Source organism: Rhodocytophaga aerolata (genome assembly GCF_030503435.1).
GTDB lineage: Bacteria > Bacteroidota > Bacteroidia > Cytophagales > 172606-1 > Rhodocytophaga > Rhodocytophaga aerolata.
This window is the reverse complement of record NZ_JAUKPO010000012.1, coordinates 84,902-106,699: the sequence shown is the minus strand read 5'-3', so window position 1 is coordinate 106,699 and position 21,798 is coordinate 84,902. Positions and strand designations below refer to the sequence as shown.

Annotated in this window: 16 protein-coding genes; 11 read left to right on the top strand and 5 right to left on the bottom strand. The window is 40.5% G+C overall.

Annotation, left to right across the window (positions count from 1 at the left end):
- Positions 1-119: 119 nt before the first annotated feature.
- A complete protein-coding gene (locus tag Q0590_RS19770; RefSeq protein ID WP_302039326.1) occupies positions 120-632 on the top strand; it encodes a PRC-barrel domain-containing protein in 513 nt (170 codons plus the stop codon).
- A gap of 81 nt (positions 633-713) precedes the next feature.
- Here Q0590_RS19770 and Q0590_RS19765 read toward each other — a convergent pair whose 3' ends face one another.
- The 3 genes from Q0590_RS19765 to Q0590_RS19755 all read right to left on the bottom strand — a co-directional run bounded on the left by Q0590_RS19765 (position 714) and on the right by Q0590_RS19755 (position 5,910).
- Complete coding sequence (locus Q0590_RS19765) at positions 714-1,334, bottom strand: sterol desaturase family protein (protein ID WP_302039325.1); 621 nt, start codon at positions 1,332-1,334, stop codon at positions 714-716.
- A gap of 90 nt (positions 1,335-1,424) precedes the next feature.
- Entirely contained in the window at positions 1,425-2,588 is a 1,164-nt protein-coding gene (gene bshA, locus Q0590_RS19760) for an N-acetyl-alpha-D-glucosaminyl L-malate synthase BshA (protein WP_302039324.1), read from the bottom strand.
- A 337-nt stretch (positions 2,589-2,925) separates the two neighbouring features.
- Positions 2,926-5,910: a serine hydrolase domain-containing protein gene (locus Q0590_RS19755; protein ID WP_302039323.1), complete on the bottom strand. Its 2,985-nt coding sequence runs from the start codon at positions 5,908-5,910 to the stop codon at positions 2,926-2,928.
- 88 nt (positions 5,911-5,998) lie between these two features.
- Between Q0590_RS19755 and Q0590_RS19750 the strand changes: the two genes are divergently transcribed.
- From Q0590_RS19750 to Q0590_RS19730, 5 genes are all read left to right on the top strand, one after another.
- Positions 5,999-6,631, top strand: coding sequence for a hypothetical protein (locus tag Q0590_RS19750; RefSeq protein ID WP_302039322.1), 633 nt, complete (start codon positions 5,999-6,001; stop codon positions 6,629-6,631).
- Positions 6,631-8,481, top strand: a complete 1,851-nt coding sequence (gene mutL / locus Q0590_RS19745; RefSeq protein ID WP_302039321.1) for a DNA mismatch repair endonuclease MutL — start codon at positions 6,631-6,633, stop codon at positions 8,479-8,481. Before Q0590_RS19750 ends, mutL begins: the two co-directional genes overlap by 1 nt.
- Before the next feature lie 125 nt (positions 8,482-8,606).
- Complete coding sequence (locus Q0590_RS19740; RefSeq protein WP_378410487.1) at positions 8,607-9,398, top strand: rhomboid family intramembrane serine protease; 792 nt, start codon at positions 8,607-8,609, stop codon at positions 9,396-9,398.
- A 5-nt stretch (positions 9,399-9,403) separates the two neighbouring features.
- On the top strand, positions 9,404-10,300 hold the full coding sequence (locus tag Q0590_RS19735; RefSeq protein ID WP_302039319.1) for a rhomboid family intramembrane serine protease: 897 nt from the start codon (positions 9,404-9,406) through the stop codon (positions 10,298-10,300).
- Between the two features lie 88 nt (positions 10,301-10,388).
- Positions 10,389-11,042 carry an AlbA family DNA-binding domain-containing protein gene (locus Q0590_RS19730; protein WP_302039318.1) on the top strand — a complete coding sequence of 218 codons (654 nt, stop codon included), beginning with the start codon at positions 10,389-10,391 and terminating at the stop codon, positions 11,040-11,042.
- A gap of 108 nt (positions 11,043-11,150) precedes the next feature.
- Here the strand turns inward: Q0590_RS19730 and ileS are convergent, their stop codons facing one another.
- Both ileS and Q0590_RS19720 read right to left on the bottom strand, forming a co-directional pair.
- Positions 11,151-14,591, bottom strand: coding sequence for an isoleucine--tRNA ligase (gene ileS / locus Q0590_RS19725; protein ID WP_302039317.1), 3,441 nt, complete (start codon positions 14,589-14,591; stop codon positions 11,151-11,153).
- Between the two features lie 391 nt (positions 14,592-14,982).
- On the bottom strand, positions 14,983-17,391 hold the full coding sequence (locus Q0590_RS19720) for an efflux RND transporter permease subunit (RefSeq protein ID WP_302039316.1): 2,409 nt from the start codon (positions 17,389-17,391) through the stop codon (positions 14,983-14,985).
- A 200-nt stretch (positions 17,392-17,591) separates the two neighbouring features.
- Here Q0590_RS19720 and Q0590_RS19715 point away from each other — a divergent pair, with 200 nt between their 5' ends.
- From Q0590_RS19715 to Q0590_RS19695, 5 genes are all read left to right on the top strand, one after another.
- Positions 17,592-17,891 carry a hypothetical protein gene (locus Q0590_RS19715; protein ID WP_302039315.1) on the top strand — a complete coding sequence of 100 codons (300 nt, stop codon included), beginning with the start codon at positions 17,592-17,594 and terminating at the stop codon, positions 17,889-17,891.
- Between the two features lie 313 nt (positions 17,892-18,204).
- Positions 18,205-18,831, top strand: a complete 627-nt coding sequence (locus Q0590_RS19710) for a tetratricopeptide repeat protein (protein ID WP_302039314.1) — start codon at positions 18,205-18,207, stop codon at positions 18,829-18,831.
- 232 nt (positions 18,832-19,063) lie between these two features.
- Positions 19,064-19,906: an acetyl-CoA carboxylase, carboxyltransferase subunit beta gene (accD, locus tag Q0590_RS19705; protein WP_302039313.1), complete on the top strand. Its 843-nt coding sequence runs from the start codon at positions 19,064-19,066 to the stop codon at positions 19,904-19,906.
- Between the two features lie 130 nt (positions 19,907-20,036).
- Positions 20,037-20,591: a DUF1003 domain-containing protein gene (locus tag Q0590_RS19700; protein WP_302039312.1), complete on the top strand. Its 555-nt coding sequence runs from the start codon at positions 20,037-20,039 to the stop codon at positions 20,589-20,591.
- 37 nt (positions 20,592-20,628) lie between these two features.
- Positions 20,629-21,609, top strand: a complete 981-nt coding sequence (locus tag Q0590_RS19695; protein WP_302039311.1) for a radical SAM protein — start codon at positions 20,629-20,631, stop codon at positions 21,607-21,609.
- The last annotated feature ends 189 nt before the right edge of the window (positions 21,610-21,798 follow it).

Here is a 21,798-nt window from a genome sequence, read left to right as displayed (position 1 = left end):
AAAACTTCTTTTGCTTTTGCAGGGCTGGCAAAACTTCTCCAACCTACTATCTCATTTACCCGTACATTACTATACATAAAATTTAATTACGCATTAAACGCTAACTAGTTATGAGATATATGAGTTTTGTACCTACCAGTAAAATGAGTTCTGGTAAGGTAACAGATAAATTAGGAGAGCCTTACGGCCACATTACGGACCTGTTGGTAGACCCTTCGAATGGTAAAATTGCCTTGGCTGTATTGTCTTTTGGAGGCGTGCTTGGGTTAGGAGATACGCACAAAGTTATTCCTTTTGAAGCCTTACAGATGAACCCCAATACGTTTGATTACCAGATTACTATTGGTAAAGATGTGATAGAAGATGCGCCAAAAATGGATGCCAGCGACGTAACGGATTATAAGAAACTGAATGAACTATTCAAATATTATGGGATGCCTGCTTACTGGGATCAGAATATTAATTTTGATACCCAAGATCCTGTGTATAAAGAAACCAAAGCAAATGACCATGAACAATATGAAGGTTCATACCAGATAAGTGACCCACGAAGGAATCCGGTTGATAACAATAAATTTACAGAGGATGTAGACACGGATAAGCTGGAAGGCAGACCTTCCTCCAAATCATAATGTCAAATTGAAGTATCATAAAAAAGCCTGGAAGTAAAATTCCAGGCTTTTTTATGATACTGTTTTGCGAACATACACTCATTAAGGCAATGTACGGAATACATAATCCCATAACGGTGAGGAAACGCCAAAAGCCTTGTTGTTGTCTTTATAATGATGAATGCTATGGTTTATCCAAAGGATCTTAAAAAGATTTTTGGGCGGCTGATACGCGTGCACAATAAAATGTACAAATAAATAAGAAGCATAGCCCATAATAAAGCCAGGCAAAAAAGCATACGTATATTCACCAATCACAAAATTAAAAGCAACTAACAACCCCACAGCTAATAACACACTTACTACTGGTGGCATAGCCAGGCGGCCTTTATCTTTTGGATATTCATGGTGAACGCCATGCAGATTGTATTGGAGTTTTTGCTTTAATTCAGTATCCGTATCCATATGGAATGCATACCGGTGAACCAAATATTCAATAAATGAAAAAATCAACAAACCACTCAAAAATAATGTGCCTATTAAATAGGCCGGCAACTGAGCATAGGTAAACGCATAATAGATTAAGCCTGCAGAAAATACTGAAAATATAGAGATAGGTACAGCAATATGAGTTCTGGTCAGTCTTTCTAGAATAGGGTTTTTGAAAATTACTTTCTGACCTTTATTTTTTGGTCTTATAGGTGTGGAATGTGTTGTTGCCATAATAACTTTTTTAGTAGCTATCCAAGATAATCAAGGCGAATATAAGGTAATTAATCGGGAATGTAAAGCTTGTTATTGTACAAAAATAGTTTATATAGTTTCGTTCGTATGGGGTAGCAGGTTTTTATTTTTATATTGTTCTAGCACTTTCTGGTAAAATGCCTCATACTTAGGACGAATGCTTGTTACATCAAATTCTTTGGCCCGTTCAATGGCATTCTTCTTAAAAACGGGTAGGTTTTCATCTTTCAGAATATACAAGGCATTTTGCACCATATCCGCAATATCACCTATTTCGCTGATCAGGCCGGTTTTGCCGTGTATGTTTAATTCAGGTATGCCGCCTGCATTGGAAGAAATAACGGGCACCTCGCAAGCCATAGCTTCCAGAGCAGCCAGTCCAAAGCTTTCTTTCTCAGAAGGCATTAAAAACAAATCGCATACAGAAAGTACTTCTTCCACTGCATCTAGCTTTCCTAAAAAACGAACATCATCACAGGTACCCAGTTGGCGGCACAGACTTTCCATAGCTGTCCGTTCCGGGCCATCGCCTACCAGTAACAACTTGCTGGGAATTTTTTTCCGCACTTCGTTAAATACCAGAATAACATCTTCTATGCGTTTTACCTTGCGGAAGTTAGAAGTGTGAATCAGCAGTTTTTCGCCATGTGGGGCTATTGCCTTCTTAAAATGCTCTTTCTTCTGCTTCTTAAACCTATCCAGATCTATAAAGTTGGGTATAACTTCAATCTCTTTTTTTATATTGAAATGATTATAGGTATCCTGCTTTAAGTTTTCAGAGACGGCCGTTACACCATCCGATTCATTGATACTAAACGTAACTACAGGTTCGTATGAAGGATCTTTACCAACTAAGGTAATATCAGTGCCATGCAGCGTGGTTACCACAGGTATGTATATTCCCTGTGTTTTTAAAATTTGTTTGGCCATATAGGCGGCTGAAGCATGGGGGATAGCATAGTGTACGTGCAGCAAATCCAGTTGCTCGTACTTAACTACGTTTACCATTTTGCTGGCTAATGCCAGTTCATACGGGGGATATTCAAAAAGTGGATAAGAAGAGATCGGTACTTCATGGTAGAACAAATTCTCACTGATAAAATCGAGCCGGGCAGGCTGCGTATAGGTGATAAAATGAATCTCGTGTCCTTCACTTGCTAGGGCTTTACCAAGCTCAGTAGCTACTACGCCACTTCCACCAAAGGTAGGATAACAAACAATGCCTATTTTCATCTGCTAATAATGGATTTTAGATGGACAGATGAAATAGCCGAATTCAAATAATTGATTCCAAATATATAATAACGCATGGCTATTTCATGTATTAAGTGGCTGTTTATATAACAGTATATTGCGATGTTTAACAGTTTTCGCAAATTACACCTATTTAACCAATAAGCCGCAGAGTTGGTTCTAATTTTCCATAATGGAATTTGCTTTATATAAATAACCAAAGAAGCCGCTTGCAACCTTGCAAGCGGCTTCTTTGCCTTTGTATCTATCTATAGAAGTATGAGTATTACTTAGAGGATACCCGTATTCCCATATTTTACTGTCTGGATTTCCGGAATTATCTTTTTTTGATACTGGTTAAACTGGTCTGATGGGTAGCCTGATAGTTAATAATAGATTTGTATATAATATCTTGTACACGCCGGCGGATATTGTTTTTCATTAGCTTTTCATTATGTGCACTAGGATATATCCGGTTAGATAAGAAGATATAGACCAATTCTTCATCCGGATCAACCCAGGCAAACGTACCGGTAAACCCTGTATGGCCGTATGAATTCCTCGAAGCAAAATCCGATACCAGGCCGCCGCCTTCTGGTCTTGGTCTATCCCAACCTAGCCCTCTGCGGTTACCTGCATTGTAGCTTTTGGTAAACGTAGGTAGTGTAGGCTCCAGTAAATAACGTCTGCCACCATAGTAGCCTTTTTGCAAGTTCATTTGCATAAGAATAGCCAGATTATTAGCATTGCTGAATAACCCTGCATGGCCGGCCACGCCACCCATCATAGCTGCTCCCTGGTCGTGTACACTTCCCCGTATTTGCCGGCCCCGGAATACTCTGTCCTGCTCAGTAGGCGCAATACACGATTCATCGAAGTTGCAGAGAGGATTGAAGGTAAGGCGGTATAAACCCAACGGACTATAGAAGTTTTGCATCAGGAAATCTTCAATGGGCTGGTTAAGCAACCTTTCAGCTACTTTCTGCATAATATAAAATCCCAGATCACTATACTCAAACCGGTGTTGCGTCTGATTCCGGGGTTTGTATAATAATCTGGAATCAATTGTCCACTTCCACAACGAATCTTTCATAGATTCAATCCCATACAATCCTGGGGCAATTTCCAGGGAGTGCAGGTTGTTTTGAATCTGACTATAATAGCTCGAATTAAGACCCTTGCCGGAAGTTCTGGTTTTTTCCCAGTGTGCCAGATACGCAATCAATCCAGCCTGGTGCATCAGAATATCGCGTATCAGCATATTTTCTTTGTTCGACCCTTTCAGTTCAGGTAGATAATACGATGCTTTCTGATTTACATCTAGCAATTGCCGTTCGTGCAGGAACATTACGGCCTGTAAGGTAGCTGCTACTTTAGTTACTGAAGCAATGTCGTAAATGGTATGAGGTTTAACTTGCTCTACAGAGTCATAGGTCAGATGCCCGTATGATTTGCTGAATATAACTTTTCCCTGTTTGGCAACCAGTATCTGGCAACCAGGCATGTTTTTGTCTTTAATAGCCCAGTTTATCAGGCTGTCAATGCCTTCGTTGAGGTACGCAGCACTCATGCCCACACTTTCTGGAACTGAGTAACTTAGCCGTTTAAGGGAAGCCGTTTGTATGCCTGTCCCTTGTTTAAAGGGAGCAGCTGAAACAGGCAATTTCCCTTTCATTTCAACTGCGCCAAACAGCATTTGTGGGACTAAGCTTTGGGTAATTTCATTGTCTTCATAGGCGCACACCAAATGCTTAATTTTATCGAAATACTTTAAGCTATATGGATTGCCAAAGACAGCTACTACTACCTGCGTTTTCGTGCGCAACCGTTCAATGAATGTACGTGTCTGTAAGCTAATACCATAAGACTTGGTTGCTGCATTGTTCATCTTATGCAGACTTACTACCACTACCTTAAAATGGCTTAGTTTTTCAGCCAGTGTATGATAGTATTGTTCGGTAGCATTCTCGGCTGTTACCGCATAATGCTGGAATGAAGCATAATTATCTAAGGTTGCCTGAAATTCGTTCCCTGTAGGAAGGCCAATAGAGACAGAAGCAAAAGTATTAGTATCTAATACCTGAAAAGGAACAAGTTTGCTTTCATTAGCTACCAGCGTAATAGCTTGTTCATATAAATTACGCTTTACCAGTTCTGCCTGCGGATTGTTCAGGTCCTGATGTAAATTAGTTGGATCTATGCGAGCAGGCGAATGTAAACCTGCCCAATATTTACCGGCAAGAATTCTTTTTACTTTGGCATCTACTTCGGATTGTGAAATTTTCTTAGTTTTAATGGCTTTCTTTATGCCTTTAATGGCCTCTGGTACATCCTCTGAGTAAAGTAATACATCATTACCGGCTAGTAAAGCTTGTACATCTACCTCGCCAGGCTTATAGTACTGGCTTACTCCTTTCATATTCAGGGCATCTGTAAAAACAAGCCCTTTAAAACCCAGTTCTTTCTTAAGAAGGTCTGTTACAATAGCTTTAGAAAGGGTAGAAGCCTGATTTTTAGTAGCGTCATACGCAGGAATATGCATATGGGCAACCATTACACTCATTAGGCTGTCTGCAAAAAGCTTTTTGAAGGGGAATAATTCTGTTTCACTCATGCGCTGCTTGGAGTGTGCCACTACTGGCAGCGTAACATGCGAATCGGAACCGGTGTCTCCATGTCCAGGAAAATGTTTGGCATTGGCCATTACGCCATTGTATTGTAAGCCGTGCATATAGGCAATGCCTTTGGCAGCTACATTTTCTTTCTCTTCGCCGAACGAACGGGTGCCTATTACCGGATTTTCAGGATTGCTGTTGATATCTACTACTGGTGCAAAGTTAATATGTACACCCAGCCTTTTACTCTGACGGGCTATTTCGGCACCCATGCGGTAAATTTGTTCGTTATCGGTAATAGCGCCAAGTGTCATCTGGCGTGGGTAGCTGATGGTGCTGTCTAAGCGCATACCGAGTCCCCATTCCGCATCCATGCCAATGAACAAAGGAACTTTAGCAGCATGCTGGTAACGGTTCGTAAGATTAGCCTGGCGTACAGGGCCTCCTTGGAAGAAGATCAGCCCTCCTATGTTGTATTCCTGTATAAGCGATTCAATATCTTTTTGGTGTTTTTCGTTCTGGTTAGAATAAGCAGCCACCATAAACAGCTGGCCCAGACGCTCATCGGGTGACATAGCGTTGAAAACGCTGTCTATCCATTTATTTTCTTTGGCTTTGTATACATAAGGTTCACGGGAATGCTCAGAGGCTACAGATAAAAATATAATAGAAGGCAAAAGAAACAGCGCAAAAACTTTTTTCAACATAGTAGGGTTTGTAAACTATAAGGCTATACTATTGAGGCTTTAAATTAAGTATTTTTGTATAAATTTTAGATATTCTCTGATCACCTGTATGAAATTACCATCTTTAGTCCGTGTACCAAAATACAAGCGTTTCAACTTCGAACCCAGGCATTATGACCCTGTAAAGGAGGAAATCAAAAATCGTACTGAAAGAATCAAAAGCGAATTAAATAGTTCAGAAAATACAGTTTCTACCGATTCTGTGAACGAACTTCAAGTTAAACAACGAATTTCTGAAGCTTTTGTACGTGACAAGCGCAGGAGTGGTGGAAAAATGAATGGCTTACAACTGTTTCTGGTCTTACTGCTGAGTGCCACGTTTGTGGGGTTTCTCTATATAGGTTTTCCGGCTTTAATTATTACAGGTGTAATTATTTGTTTGTATATTCTACAGCAAAAGGGGTTACTTTCCTTCAATTTTTTTAGTAAAGCATCTGAGGAAAAAGAAGCTGAAGAAGATATACTATCGCCTGCCAGCCGCATTTCCGGTCATATGCGGGAGGGTAGATATTTTGGCAGAAGCCGGACTGTTAGCCGCAATGGGTGGTATAAAATGCTTATTTTGTTTGCTACCGGAGGTGTAGCTCTTGCCTATTATATTTTCCAGCTTAACGGCATTATGTCGTTGCTGATGATTTTTATCTTGCTTATTTTATTTATCAAGGAATCTAACAAAGCTTAATGTCTGATATTATCCGTCTGCTGCCCGATGCACTCGCTAACCAGATAGCAGCAGGGGAAGTAGTGCAGAGACCAGCCTCTGTTGTGAAAGAATTGCTGGAAAATGCCATAGATGCCGGCAGTACCACTATTCAGCTAATTGTTAGAGAAGCGGGTAAATCTCTGGTGCAGGTGATTGACGATGGATCGGGTATGTCGGAAACGGATGCCCGCATGAGTTTTGAACGGCATGCTACCTCTAAAATTAAACAATCCGATGACTTATTTGCCATACGGACCTTAGGGTTCCGGGGCGAAGCGCTAGCGTCTATTGCTGCTGTAGCGCAAGTAGAGTTGCGTACACGCCGGGAAAACGAAGAATTAGGCACCTTAATCCGGATGGAGGCCTCGCAACTCAAAGCACAAGAAGCGGTAGCTAGTTTGCCAGGTACCAACATTGCCGTAAAAAATTTGTTCTTTAATGTACCAGCCCGGAGGAATTTTCTGCGTTCCAACCCGGTGGAGATGCGCCATATTCTGGACGAGTTTCAGCGGGTGGCTCTGGCTAATCCACAAATCAATTTTTCGCTTTACCACAACGACCAGGAAGTATACAATTTGCAAGCTGGTAAGTTAAGCCACCGGATTGTAGGTATCTATGGGAAAAGTTACCGCGAACAGTTAGCTCCCTGCCAGGAAGAAACACCTTTTGTATCCGTAACAGGGTACATTGGTAAGCCAGAGTTTGCCAAGAAAACCAGGGGCGAACAGTTCTTTTTTGTAAACAACCGCTACATACGCCACAATTATCTGCATCATGCAGTAATGGCAGCTTTTGAAGGTTTGTTGCCCGATGAAAGCTATCCTTTTTATGTGCTGTTTATAGACATTGATCCGGTACACATAGATATTAATGTGCATCCGACAAAAACAGAAATTAAATTTGATGATGAACGGTCGGTGTATGCTATTATTCTAGCTTCTGTAAAAAAGGCTTTGGGTACGCATAATATTTCTCCTTCTCTGGATTTTGGCTTTAATGTAAATTTTCCGGGATTAGATACTATGCCTGCTTCTTCGCCATCTGCTGATAGTTTTAAGAGTGCCGCTGGTTCATACACAAAGTCTCCTCTGGAAAAATCTAATTTGAATAACTGGAAAGCCTTATATCAGGAATTTCAGAATAATTTTCCAAAGCAGGATATACCAGAGGAGCGTAAGGAAGAAACTACTTCTCTTACCTTCGAAAGCAAAGCCAACGATTTACCCATGGCTAAGTCTGCTTCTACAGTAATTCCTACGGAAAAAGAAATAGCTACATTCCAGTTGCACAACCGCTTTATTGTAGCCCAGGTAAAAAGCGGTATGATGCTGATAGACCAACATGCCGCACACGAACGGATTTTGTACGACCGGTTTATTATGAACCTGCATGAAAGTACAGCAACAGCCCAGCAACTACTTTTTCCAGTGACGATAGACTTGAATCCGTCTGATTTTTTGATTTTGATGGAGATTCAACAGGAGATTATTAAACTGGGCTTTGTCTTTCGTCTGTTGGGAAAAAACACGGTAGTTATAGAAGGGATACCGGCCGATGTACCTACAGGGAACGAAAAAGACCTCATAGAAGGGTTAATTGAGCAGTTTAAATGGAATAAAGCACAAATTGACCTGACAGCTAAAGAAAATATTGTACGTGCTCTAGCCAGGCGTTCTGCCGTAAAAAAAGGTGTAAAGCTCTCCTCTGAAGAAATGCACAAGCTGATCGAACAGCTTTTTTCTTCTACCAATCCCAATTATGCGCCGGATGGAAGTCCGACCCTGGTTGTATTGAACCTGGAAAAGATTAATAGTTTTTTTGCTAAATAACTATGTTAGGGCCAAAGCTCTATGTATTTTAGCAGCAGAAAGCAAGTAAATTTCTCAACATCGTTTATTTCATTCTAACAATTTGTACCAAAAACAATTATACACTTAAGACATCATCGTATCGCATGGGATTTAATTTGACGCCAATGGTTAGGAATTTATTATTGCTTACTATAGCAATATTTATTTTGCAATCATTGGATTTGCCGTTTATGAGGTATATGCAGTTGTATCCGGTTACTTCTGACTATTTTATGCCTCACCAGTTTGTCACCTACATGTTTTTGCATGATACAAATGGTTGGGGACATATTTTTGGTAATATGTTTGGCTTACTTATTTTCGGGCCGCTGCTGGAACGTTTCTGGGGACCTAAACGGTTTTTGTTTTTTTACTTTTTTACAGGTATTGGTGCAGGCGTACTTCATTCAGGTGTTACTTATTATGAAACTTCCCAGCTGCGTAATGCAACAGAGGCCTACATAGAGGCGCCTACTCCTACAAAGTTTGTATCTTTTATCAGTAAATATGCGTCTAACTCTTATAACTCGTTATATAATTTTCTGAACGACTTTGAAGAAAATCCGACCAGTTCTGAATATTTGGATTATTCTAAAAGGGTTGTAGCAGAAGTGTTTAATGGCCGGGCTAATATTCCAACAGTAGGTGCCTCGGGTGCTATATTTGGAATATTGATGGCATTCGGTTTGCTTTTTCCTAACACAGAAATATTTTTATATTTTCTTTTTCCCATAAAAGCAAAGTATATCGTAGCTTTTTATGGGTTATATGAACTGTACGCCGGTTTTGGCCGCACCCCGGGCGATAGCGTAGCCCACTTTGCACACATCGGCGGAATGTTTTTTGCGTATATTCTTATCAGATACTGGGGAAGCCAGCGGAATAAATTTTATTAATACCCATGAACGGACTACTGGACGATTTTAAAGGAGCTTTCAGCAAACCCAATAACGGACTCATTCAGATCATCCTGATAAATGTGATCGTATTTCTTGTACTGATTCTGCTACGAGTGATACTAAGTATTTCTGAAGTTCCAGAAGTATATTCTACCATTACGAATCAGTTGATGATTCCTCCGTTGATCAGGAATTTTATCTATAAACCCTGGACAGTATTTACTTATTTCTTTACCCACGAAGAGATTTTTCATATACTGTTCAATATGTTGTTTCTGTATTGGTTCGGTAAACTGGTAGATGAGTATCTGGGCAACAGGCGTTTGATTAATCTATATATTCTGGGAGGTTTGGCTGGGGGCATTATCTATCTGCTTATTTATAACTTAATACCGTATTACCAGGTGCGCTCCTCATTTCCCGGAATGATTGGTGCTTCGGCAGCGGTATATGCCGTAGTAGTTGGGGCAGCCACCTTAATGCCTAATTATACTTTCTTTTTGTTTCTGCTGGGTCCGGTACGGATTAAATACATAGCTGCGTTTTATGTAATTCTATCTTTTGCTCAATCTATTGGCAGCAATGCCGGCGGAAATATAGCTCACCTGGGAGGCGCCTTGTTAGGGTTTATTTTTGTTAAGCAATTGAAAAAAGGCACTGATCTGGGCCAGCCACTAACCAATGTAGCAGAAAGCATTAGAAAATTGTTTTCCCGTAAGCCTGCCATGAAGGTAACCTACCACCGGCGCGATGTAAACAAGGCATCGTACAATCCAAATTCGTATACACCAAACCAAGACGAGATAGATGCCATCTTAGATAAAATTTCACGGTCTGGCTACGAGAGCCTGACAAAGGAGGAAAAGCAAAAGCTATTCCGCGCAAGTCAGAAGAATTAAGCATGGTATTGGTGTGCACGAATAGATGAGTAGAATTAACACACTTATCTAAGTCAATCGTTTATAGTAAACTCATTCACCAAAGGCCATGGATTTGAAAGAGTTAAAAGCATTAGTGAAGAAAGGGGAGGGGTTGCATTTGGAATTTAAATTTAAGGCTACTCATCCGGAAAAAATTGTCCGGGAGATAGTAGCCTTTGCCAATACAGAAGGAGGTCTGCTACTGGTGGGAGTAGGCGATGATAAATCCATACCGGGATTAAAATTTGCCGATGAAGACGAATACATACTGACCCGAGCCATCGAGAAATATTGCAAGCCTGCTATTTCCTACACCTTACGCAGGATAATGGTACAACCTGAACGGGAAGTGCTTATTTTAGCTATTGCTGCTAGTGTACAGAAACCCCACTCCGTTATTTACGATTTTGAGAATAACCTTGGAAAAGTATATGTACGGGTAAAAGACAGAAGTGTGCAAGCCAGTAAAGAAATGCGGGAAGTATTGAAAGGCGAACGCAAAGCCCGGAACATCCGCTTCACATATGGAGATAAAGAACGTACGCTCATGCAGCACTTAGCCGTAAAAGGGATGATTACGGTAGATGAGTTCTCTAAAGCCGCTCAGATACCCAGAGCCATTGCCTCTCGAACGCTGGTTCTATTAGTGTTAGCCAATGTGCTCAAAATTCTTCCCAACGAAGTACAAGATTATTTTATAGCTTCTACTGAAGTAGCTTAAGATAGACTAAACAAAAGGCCTCACAGGTTTCTAAAACCTGTGAGGCCTTCTCACTTGGCTAATCTGTTAGAACTGTTAGGTTTAGCACCTAAACAGGTCGGTCAACACTTAGTTCACCACAGTTATCTTCAGATTTAGTATGAAATCATCCATATCCAGTGCGTTGGCGCCTTCTACCTGATCTTGTAAATTAAGCTCCAATGCCTGAGTTTCGGCACAGATATATTCTTTATTGGATTCCAGGGCAGCATTTACCAGATCATTGGATAGTTGTACATCAATCTTAATTTTGTCTTGTACTTCCAGGCCCATATCTTTCCGTAGGTTTTGAACCCGGTTTACTACATCACGGGAAATTCCTTCTTTTTTCAACTCTTCAGTAATAGTAATGTCCAGAGCTACGGTTAAGCCATTTTCACTGGCCACGATCCATCCTGGAATGTCTTCAGAAGTTATCTCTACATCTTCTAACGTCAGATTTACTGCTTGTCCATTCAACGAAACAGAAAGCGTTTTATCCTTTTCCAGTTTCTTTATTTCTTCCTGGCCAAAGGCCTGAATTAGAGCGGCAATTTCTTTCATTTTTGGCCCATACTCTTTACCTAATTTTTTGAAGTTAGGCTTGATTTTTTTGACCAGTATGCCGGATGTATCATCAATATATTCTACCTGCTTAATATTCACCTCTGACAAAATAAGGTCTTCTACATCCTGTATTTGCGCTTTTACTTTTGCTTGCAACACCGGAATAAGAATTCTAGACAATGGTTGGCGCACTTTAATGGTATGTTTTTTCCGTAAAGAATGCACCAGTGAAGAGATATTTTGTGCCAGTGCCATCTTCTCTTCCAGGTTCTGATCTATTGCTGGTGCATCTACCTTGGGGAAGTGGCTTAAATGAACAGACACTACCTCTTCGCGTTTGCTTACCTTATTCAGATCCAGGAACAATTGCTCAGCATAGAAAGGCGCAATGGGTGAAATTAGTTTAGCTACCGTTTCCAGACAGGCGTACAAAGTTTGATAGGCTGCTTTTTTATCTTCATTGTACTCTCCTTTCCAGAAACGCTTTCTATTGAGACGTACATACCAGTTGCTTAAGTCATCCGTCACAAAATCCTGGATAGCTCTGGCGGCTCTGGTGGGTTCGTATTCATCATAGGCTTGTGCCGTTTTCTTGATCAGGCTATTGAGTTTAGAGATAATCCACCGGTCACTTTCCGTTCGCTGGGCCAGAGGTATCTCTTTCTCCTGGTAAGTGAAATTATCCAGATTCGCATACAGAGCAAAGAAAGAATAAGTATTATGCAAGGTTCCAAAGAAACGCCGCTGTACTTCTGTAATACCCTCCAAATTAAATTTCAGGTTATCCCAAGGGGGTGCATTCACAATCATGTACCACCTAGTAGCATCCGGACCAAAAGATTTCAACGTTTCAAAGGGATTAATAACGTTACCTAACCGTTTAGACATTTTGTTGCCATTCTTGTCTAACACTAGTCCGGTAGAAACCACATTTTTGAAAGCTACACTATCAAATAACATTCCGGCAATGGCATGGAGGGTAAAGAACCATCCACGGGTCTGGTCTACACCTTCCGAAATAAAGTCTGCCGGATAATTATTATTGAACACCTCTTGATTTTCGAAAGGATAGTGCCACTGGGCATACGGCATAGCTCCAGAATCAAACCACACATCTATGAGGTCTGCTTCGCGGAACATGCGTTTTCCTTTAGGTGAAACAATTACTATGTCATCAACATAGGGGCGGTGCAGATCTATATTGCCTTTGTTGATACGTTCAATAAACGATGTATTTCTTTGTTTCTGCTCTGCTGTCAGTTCCTTCGCATTCAGGCTTTCGGCAAGCTTTTCTTTTAGTTCTGTTAAGGAACCAATACATGTTTCTTCTGACCCATCTTCTGTTCGCCAGATAGGCAGAGGTGTACCCCAATACCGGGAACGGGATAAGTTCCAGTCTACCAAGTTTTCAAGCCAATTGCCAAACCGGCCTGAACCGGTGGACTCTGGTTTCCAGTTAATAGTTTTATTCAGTTCAACCAGGCGGTCTTTTACTGCCGTCGTTTTGATGAACCAGGCATCCAAGGGATAATATAATACTGGTTTATCTGTCCGCCAGGAGTGCGGATAGGTGTGTTCGTATTTTTCAACCTTAAACGCTTTGTTCTCTTCTTTGAGGATAATAGAGATAATTACATCCGTAGTTTTATAATCGGGATGGCTTTCATCTTCATTAGTATAATTCTTCACATAGAAGTCATCCGGGCTAAGCGGCTTATGTGTTTTAATTTTATACTTCTCAACTCCTTCCTGAAGTTTTATGCCAACTTCCCGGATGAATTTCCCTTTTCTATCAACGGTAGGCAGTTCGTTGCCAGCTTCATCTTGTATAGTTAATGCAGGAATACCGTGTTGTTTGGCTACCCGGAAGTCATCGGCACCAAAGGTAGGGGAGGTATGCACTACCCCGGTTCCATCTTCTGTGGTAACAAAATCTCCGGCAATTACCTGAAAAGCTTTGTCGGCATCATAGAATGGTTGCAGGTACGGCATTAATTGCTCGTAGCGGGTTCCAATTAATTGCTTACCCGTAAATTCCTGCACCACTTCAAAAGGGATGGCTTTATCGCCAGGTTTGTATGCTGATAGTTTCAGGTCTTTATTCTTTTCCGAGAAATACTTTCCTACCAACTCTTTTGCCAATACCACACTTACTGGTTTATGTGTATAGGCGTTGAATGTGTTTACCTGCACATACGTTATTTTTTCACCGATAGCCAGAGCTGTGTTTGATGGCAACGTCCAGGGTGTAGTTGTCCAGGCAAGAATAAATACATCGCCTACAGGCTTGGTAAAAAGAAAGGCTGATTTTGAATCATTCACTACTTTAAACTGGGCCACAATAGAGGTATCCTTCACTTCCTTATAGCAGCCTGGCTGGTTTAATTCATGCGAACTTAAGCCGGTACCATCAGAAGGAGAGTAGGGTTGAATAGTATATCCTTTATAGAGAAGTCCTTTTTCATACAGTTTCTTGAGCAGAAACCAGACTGATTCAATATATTCGGTATGATAGGTAACATAGGGATGTTCCAGGTCTACCCAGTAGCCTATTTTCTCCGTAAGATCGTTCCACTGGTCCGTGTACTTCATTACCGCTTCCCGGCATTTCTTATTGTAGTCTTCAATGGAGATAGTTTTGCCTATATCATCTTTGGTAATACCGAGTTCTTTTTCTACTTGTAACTCAATAGGAAGCCCATGTGTGTCCCAGCCGCCTTTGCGTTTTACCTGAAAACCTTGCAATGTCTTATATCGGCAGAAAATATCCTTAATGGTGCGGGCCATTACGTGGTGTATGCCAGGCGTACCATTGGCTGAAGGAGGGCCTTCAAAGAAAGTAAAGCTGGGTTTGCCTTCGCGTGAACTGACGGACTGTTCAAAAATTTTATTCTCTTTCCAATAGGTCAATACAGATTCACCTACCTTGGCGTAATCTAGATTTTTATATTCCTTATATTTCACCTTAATGCCCTTTAAATAAGCTGCAAAGGTATGAAAAATTGTAGTAAGGCGAAAGATAAGATGCAGCTACGTATGGTTGTCTGCCTCCCACTGTTGAGCAGGATAGTCTTCTTCTATAAATCTAGCGGGTTGCTTTGCCGGTTGGCCTAGAAAGTGAATATAGCAGCGCCGGCTATTATAGCTAGTTTAATAATATTTATGGTTATCCTTTCCATACACCTGATAATTATATACTCCTCTATAACCTTGATTTCAGATACGGTAACTAACGTAGAAAAAAGTAACCAGGTTGTGTGTGTAAGGTAAGACAGTAAGTTTGGACTATTATTAAGGTAAGTTAAGCAAATAGTGCCTGTTTACAGCAATTAAGTTAGGAAGTGGATAATGCAAGTCAGGCTGATTTACCGGCTTTTACGCCAAGTAAAGATAAATCTATTTCCTCGTCTTCATCTTCCAGATAAAATTCATTGTACTCTTCAATCCAGCCATATTCTCCTTTTTTAATTTTACCTGTATCAAAACTAATTAACAGGGAAGGTAACAGAATAAGGTTGGTAAACATAGCACAGAGCAGGGTACTGGAGGTAAGGAAACCCAAAGCTACCGTACCGCCAAAGTCGGAGCCCGCAAAGATGATAAAGCCCGAAAACAGAATGATGGATGTATAAATCATGCTGGAGCCGGTTTCAAATAAGCTGGCACTTACGGCTTTGGGTACGTTTAATTTATGCAGCAATAGTTCCTGCCGGTACTTAGCCAAAAAATGAATTGTATCGTCTACCGAAATTCCAAATGCAATGCTGAAAATGAGAGCTGTACTGGGTTTCAACGGAATGTTAAAATACCCCATTAGGCCCCCGGTAATAAGCAACGGAATAATATTAGGGATTAACGAAATAATAATCATGCGCGGCGATTTGAACAAAATGGCCATAATACAAGCTATTAGCACAAAGGCAATGAGGAGGCTGGACTGCAGGTTTTTGATCAGATAATCGTTTCCTTTAATAAATAGCAACGTGGTTCCGGTTACATAGGCTTTCATAGCTGTACCTGCCAGAGTGGCCTGTAATTTGGGGTTTATCTCATGCTTCACCAGGGAATCCATTTTAATAGAACCCATATCGGCTATTTTTACCGAAATCCGCACTACTTGGCCGGTAGAATCTACAAATGATTTGAGTAACCCAGACTGGTCATCCTGATTGCTTAAGTACCGCAGTAAAAAGTTTTTTTCTTGATTGGTAGGCAGGCGGTAATATTGGGTGTTGCCATTAAAAAAGGCTTGTGTAGATGCCTTAACAAAACTTACTACCGAAACAGGTTTAGATAGTGCCGGAATCCGGGCCAGCGTATCTTCTAAAGATTCTATCTGCTTAAGATTTTCCAGGCGCAGTACTCCCCGTTTTTTACCTGTATCTACTACAATTTCCAGAGGCATTATTCCTTTAAAATTAGCTTCAAAAAAAGCCAGATCTTTTTTTACAGAACTTGTTTCCGGTAAGTCGTCTACCATGTAGGCCAGAGCCTTTATTTTTAATACGCCTGCCAGAGAAACAACAACTACCAGACTTGTAAATACATAAATAGCTACACGGTTATGATGAATGCTATGATGAAAAAAGCGGAGTACGCCATTTAGCATCCGGGCGTCCAGATGCCTGGTCTGGCGGGCTGTAGGAGAGGGTAAATACGAAAATACCGCCGGAATAAGAATAAGGCTAATCAGAAAAGTATTCAGAATGTTGATACCAGCAATAATACCAAACTCCCGCAGGATAGAGATATTGGCAAAACCTAACACAATAAATCCAATGGCTGTAGTAGCATTGGTCATTAAAGTGACGATGCCAATTTTGCGGATAATCCGGCTGAGGGCTTTAATCTTATTGCCATGCGCCCGTATTTCCTGGTGGTACTTAGTCAGCAGATAGATGCAGTTAGGAATCCCGATTACAACAATAATAGAAGGCAATAACCCGGTAAGCAACGTTATTTTGTACCCAAACAGAACAATGGTGCCTAGCACCCATACCACTACTACACCAACTACGATCAATGGAAAAAAAACGGCATAAAAAGACCGGAAGAAGATAAAAAGAATAAGAGCTGTAATTACCAAAGAAAACACCAGGAAGCGGCTTAACTCTGCTTTTACCTGTGTGGTCATAATAGTACGTACGTAAGGCACACCGGCATAATGCAGCCGGATACCTGTTTGCTGCGTAAATTGTTCTCCCAGTTTTTCTATCTCATTTACCAGACCAATCCGGTTCTCAGAGTTGAGCATACTTTTTTCTATGGCTACCAGCAGAATGGTGGCTCCTGTTTGCTGATTGATTACTTGTCCTTTGTAAAACTCCAGCTTATTAGCCTCCGCCAGCAAACTATCCAATTCAGCTTGGTTCTGAGGGAGAGGGCTGAAAAGTGGACGGGGTATCAATTTTCTGGTAGCAGTGTCTTTTGCCAGATATTGTAAGCGGGGCAGAGATAGTACAGTAACAATGCCTGTTTGCCCGGCAATCTGATCGGATAAGGTTTTTAGCTCAATGAAATTACGTAATGCATATACTTGGCTATCCTGCATGCCTATAGCCAGTATGTTACTGTCTTCGCCGAATTGCTTTTTAAATTGTTGAAAATAAATAAAGTCTGGGTCTTCTTTAGGAACAACAGCAGCAAAGTCATAGCTCATCTCTGCTTTTCTGCCTAGCAAACCCATACATATAGTAAGCACTCCTATAATAAGAATGAGGGTAAGGCGGTATTTAAGTATAATATGGGCTAATCTGGTCCACATATGGTAGGAAATATGAAAGCAAAGGTATGAATCCAGAGTTTATGCTGGCAATGAACAATACTTTCTCCCTACATAATTTATATAGTATCCGGGCAATTTTATGGTCAGGTAATTAAATTCTAACAAAAAATTACAGGAAGGAGTTATGTAGTTAGCAAAAGCTGTCTATTTTTGTGGCAATATTAATTAAATACAACGGTATGATTATAAAGATTTCCCATATCAAATCGAAATTTGTACAGGCTGCTTTCCTGCTGGTGTTAATCAGTACGGTTGCTTGTACCGGCCCTCAGTCTAAATACAATACAATAGATATATCAGATCCTAATGCTGGAAGTGATTATGTATATGGAAACATAGATGGCCCGCCCTTGCAGGCAAACCATCAATACGAGGCAGATCCTGAAGTAGGAGCACGTATAAATGGGCTACGCGATAAAATGTTTGGTAGCCCCACTGGTGCTGAAGCAGGAGTACAACAGAACAATCCAGGACAATAAATTTCAACTACACCCTATGCCAACAGGCAGGAAGTTTCTCATCACTTGAAACTTCCTGCCTGTTTTATTGATTTTTTAGTAGATTATTTATAACTTAACAGCCTTTATTTTAACGGACCTATATTTTAAGGAGCCAGGTGAAATAAAAAAACAATTAAAAGCAATTTATATTATTTGTTCTTTTATCCATCCTTAGATGTGGAGTAAAAGAATTGATTTCAAATAATATCTTCTGATAAAATGTATTTTTACAGAAGGCAGCTAGGGAACTTAACTGATTGGTTTTGAATTAATTCTTTTAAATCAGCGTAGCATGGCAACAAATAATTTAATTGATGGCGAAAATGTACCTGATCGAGGAAGTGAGTCGTCTTCTATTCCTTCTGCCGAAGGGGTACAAGATTATGATTTATCATCTACGGTAAAGCCTGCCACTACACTTTCCGCTACAGTTATTTTATTTATTCTGGCTGGTATTGCGTTATTAGTTTTTACCCGTTTTGAGCATTCGCAGAGTTTGTTATATTATTATGATGAGAAGGAAGATTTTTCTCAGGTACTGCCTATTTCGCTAACCGAGCAACTAGCCGCTGCCAGTACCACGTTTACTTCCAAATCTGATCCTGCTCACTATCTGCAACCGCTGTACAAGCAACTTATCCACAAACCCACAAACGATACCTTGCATTATTACCTGGGCGTTTGTTATTACCAAATGGACGATCCGGTAAACGCCATTCGTAATTTCCGTACGGTTATGCGCCAGCCCCAGAGCGTATGGGAGCAGAAAGCGCAATTCAGGTTAGGATTATCTCTACTCAAAGCTGAAAAATCTGCAGAAGCCAAAGTGCTTTTTGAGAAGATCAGCCGCCAGCCGCACCATCCTTACCGCGAAAAGGCCGCCAGTATACTCCAGGAGAAAGAGTTTTTTAAAAGATAATATTATTTTTTGAGCCACAGCCTGTGTATCTGGCGATATAAAATATCCGTCTGGGCTGATAGGGTTTTGTAAATTATAAATATCTTTGCTATTCTTCTCTGAAAAATACATTCATACATGTTATGTCACGGAAGGATTACTAGTCAATTTTAATGAACAGTTTCCAACGATCACTCTGATGGAGTAACTCTGGTGCTGCTTATTATTCATTCAACATTCATTATTGGAGATTATGTCTTGGTTTACCAGAAAAGAAAAAGGTATACATACCCCCACAGAGCTTAAAAAAGAAACTCCTGATGGATTATGGTACAAATGCCCTTCCTGCAAGAAAGTGATGCATACACGTGAACACAAAACAAATGCGTATACCTGTATCCATTGTAATTACCACGAAAAAATAGGTTCGGCAGAGTATTATGAACTGCTATTTGATAAAAATCAGTTTACGGAGCTGGATGCAAATATGAGTTCCTCAGATCCGCTTCACTTTGTAGATACCAAACCCTATACCGGCCGTATAGTAGCTACCCAGAAAAAAACCAACCTGAAAGATGCTGTCCGTTCGGCTTATGGCCCGGTAAATGGCTATGATCTGGTAATCAGTTGTATGGATTTTGACTTTATTGGGGGCTCCATGGGCTCGGTAGTAGGCGAGAAAATTGCAAGAGCTATTGACTATTCCATTACCCATAAAATTCCTTTTCTGATGATATCCCGTTCGGGTGGTGCACGGATGATGGAAGCAGGCTTTTCTTTGATGCAGATGGCTAAAACTTCTGCTAAACTGGCCTTACTTGCTGAAGCTAAAATACCCTACATTTCCCTGCTGACAGACCCTACCACAGGTGGTGTAACGGCTTCCTATGCCATGCTTGGCGATTTTAATATAGCCGAGCCGGGTGCCTTAATTGGCTTTGCCGGCCCACGCGTAATCCGTGAAACCATCGGTAAAGACCTGCCTAAAGATTTTCAGAGTGCAGAGTTTGTTCTGGAACATGGCTTTCTGGATTTTATAGTCGACCGGAAGGAGCTTAAAACCAAAATTGCGACATTAGTAGGAATGTTGAAATGATAATACTTTTACTCTTTTTAAAACCTTCTGTTTGTTTAGCTACAGAAGGTTTTTTATTTTATTAACCTTGCAACTGATGCAACTTATCCGGCATTCAGAACCAGATTAACTGATTTTAAGCATTTGAAAAATGGCTAGTGAAGATCACATAAAAGAATTATTAGCTTCTGAAGATGAGCATATCCAGCGCCTGAATGAGATTGTTGTAGATGCTATTCAGGAAGAACAACTGATTACGCAGAAGTTATATGGACAATCTGCAGATAAACCAACATTAGGCGAACGGCTGTCAGATAAAGTAGCCGAGTTTGGAGGAAGCTGGAAGTTTATTATCAGCTTCTCTTTAGGCTTGTTTATATGGATTAGTATAAATACGGTTGTTCTTATTGCGCATCCTTTCGATCCATATCCCTTTATTTTACTAAATCTGATATTATCCACTGTGGCTGCTCTACAAGCTCCTATTATTATGATGAGCCAAAACCGGAAAGAGGAAAAAGATAGAAAACGTGCAGAAAATGACTATCAGATAAACTTAAAAGCGGAACTGGAAATCAGAAACCTGCACCGCAAAATTGATTTGCTAATAGCTGAAGAGTTTAAGAACTTGCATGTCGTCCAAAAATTGCAGCTGGAAATGCTGGAAGAGCTGGAAAAGAAGATGAAAAACCTATCTGTTAAATAGGGCAGGTAAACAATTCATCTCAACAGTAGATAAAAATATGCGGTTAGTTCATCATCCGGTCTTGTGCAATTACTATGTTACCTACCGTTGTAATGCAACCTGTAGTTTTTGTGATATATGGGAAAAGCCTTCGCCCTATGTTACTCTGGAATCGGTAACTCAAAATCTGCAACACTTAAAAAAACTTGGTGTAAAAGTAATAGATTTTACAGGGGGCGAACCACTCCTACACCGGCAAATAGATCAGTTAGTCTCTCTCGCAAAACAACACAACTTTATTACCACCCTTACTACCAATGGCTTGCTCTATCCAAAATATGCTGAAAAATTAAAAGGGAAAGTAGATATGCTACATTTCTCCCTGGATTCGGCCGATAAAGAAGAGCACGACCGGCTTAGGGGAGTAAAATGCTTCGACTTTGTAATGGAATCTATCCGGATTGCCCGAAACTTGGGCGAACGGCCAGATATACTTTTTACCGTCTTTGAACACAACACAGATCAAATAGAAGTGATATGGAGGGATATATGCTTGCCTAACAAGTTAGTTCTTATTCTTAATCCGGTTTTTGAGTACAATGCCGTACAGACTGGCACTAAATTATCCACTCAAACCTTACAGAAACTTTCCTACTGGGCAAAGCAGAAAAACATTTACTTGAATGAAGCATTTATTTCCTTGAGGCAAGATGGAGGCAATCATACAGATAAGCCTGTTTGCCGGGCGGGTAGTTCTACCATCGTCATATCGCCGGATAACAAACTGGTTGTGCCTTGCTACCATTTGGGAACAGAAGCATTTAACATAGAAAACGATCTGTATACTTTATATCACTCAGCTCCTGTGCAGAAGCTTATTACGATGGAAGGCCGGCTTCCTGCCTGTGAAGGCTGTACCATTAACTGCTATATGCAGCCCTCTTTTGCTGTAGAGATGAATAAATATTGGTGGAAAGCTTTGCCCAGTACCTGGAAGTATACTATTACCAAAGGAACCTGGAAACAATTATTTACCTGACCGAGTTATACCATATAGGCTGTGCAAGAGGTTTAATAGCAACAGCTATCAGGCAAAGGCTTGTTGATATAATTTGGTGGGCTTTGCATTTTTTACGAAAAACTTAGCTGCAATCAGGTAGAAAAGCTAAATAAAATGTAAAAAAGCGTTCATCCTTTTTAGGAAATATCAATATATTTGCGGCTGCTA

Excerpts from the sequence above, each read along its gene's own strand:
- Q0590_RS19770 (WP_302039326.1), top strand. The coding sequence starts at position 120 with ATGAGTTTTGTACCTACCAGTAAAATGAGTTCTGGTAAGGTAACAGAT.
- Q0590_RS19765 (WP_302039325.1), bottom strand. The coding sequence starts at position 1,334 with ATGGCAACAACACATTCCACACCTATAAGACCAAAAAATAAAGGTCAG.
- bshA (WP_302039324.1), bottom strand. The coding sequence starts at position 2,588 with ATGAAAATAGGCATTGTTTGTTATCCTACCTTTGGTGGAAGTGGCGTA.
- Q0590_RS19755 (WP_302039323.1), bottom strand. The coding sequence starts at position 5,910 with ATGTTGAAAAAAGTTTTTGCGCTGTTTCTTTTGCCTTCTATTATATTT.
- Q0590_RS19750 (WP_302039322.1), top strand. The coding sequence starts at position 5,999 with ATGAAATTACCATCTTTAGTCCGTGTACCAAAATACAAGCGTTTCAAC.
- mutL (WP_302039321.1), top strand. The coding sequence starts at position 6,631 with ATGTCTGATATTATCCGTCTGCTGCCCGATGCACTCGCTAACCAGATA.
- Q0590_RS19740 (WP_378410487.1), top strand. The coding sequence starts at position 8,607 with ATGGGATTTAATTTGACGCCAATGGTTAGGAATTTATTATTGCTTACT.
- Q0590_RS19735 (WP_302039319.1), top strand. The coding sequence starts at position 9,404 with ATGAACGGACTACTGGACGATTTTAAAGGAGCTTTCAGCAAACCCAAT.
- Q0590_RS19730 (WP_302039318.1), top strand. The coding sequence starts at position 10,389 with ATGGATTTGAAAGAGTTAAAAGCATTAGTGAAGAAAGGGGAGGGGTTG.
- Q0590_RS19720 (WP_302039316.1), bottom strand. The coding sequence starts at position 17,391 with ATGTGGACCAGATTAGCCCATATTATACTTAAATACCGCCTTACCCTC.
- Q0590_RS19715 (WP_302039315.1), top strand. The coding sequence starts at position 17,592 with ATGATTATAAAGATTTCCCATATCAAATCGAAATTTGTACAGGCTGCT.
- Q0590_RS19710 (WP_302039314.1), top strand. The coding sequence starts at position 18,205 with ATGGCAACAAATAATTTAATTGATGGCGAAAATGTACCTGATCGAGGA.
- accD (WP_302039313.1), top strand. The coding sequence starts at position 19,064 with ATGTCTTGGTTTACCAGAAAAGAAAAAGGTATACATACCCCCACAGAG.
- Q0590_RS19700 (WP_302039312.1), top strand. The coding sequence starts at position 20,037 with ATGGCTAGTGAAGATCACATAAAAGAATTATTAGCTTCTGAAGATGAG.
- Q0590_RS19695 (WP_302039311.1), top strand. The coding sequence starts at position 20,629 with ATGCGGTTAGTTCATCATCCGGTCTTGTGCAATTACTATGTTACCTAC.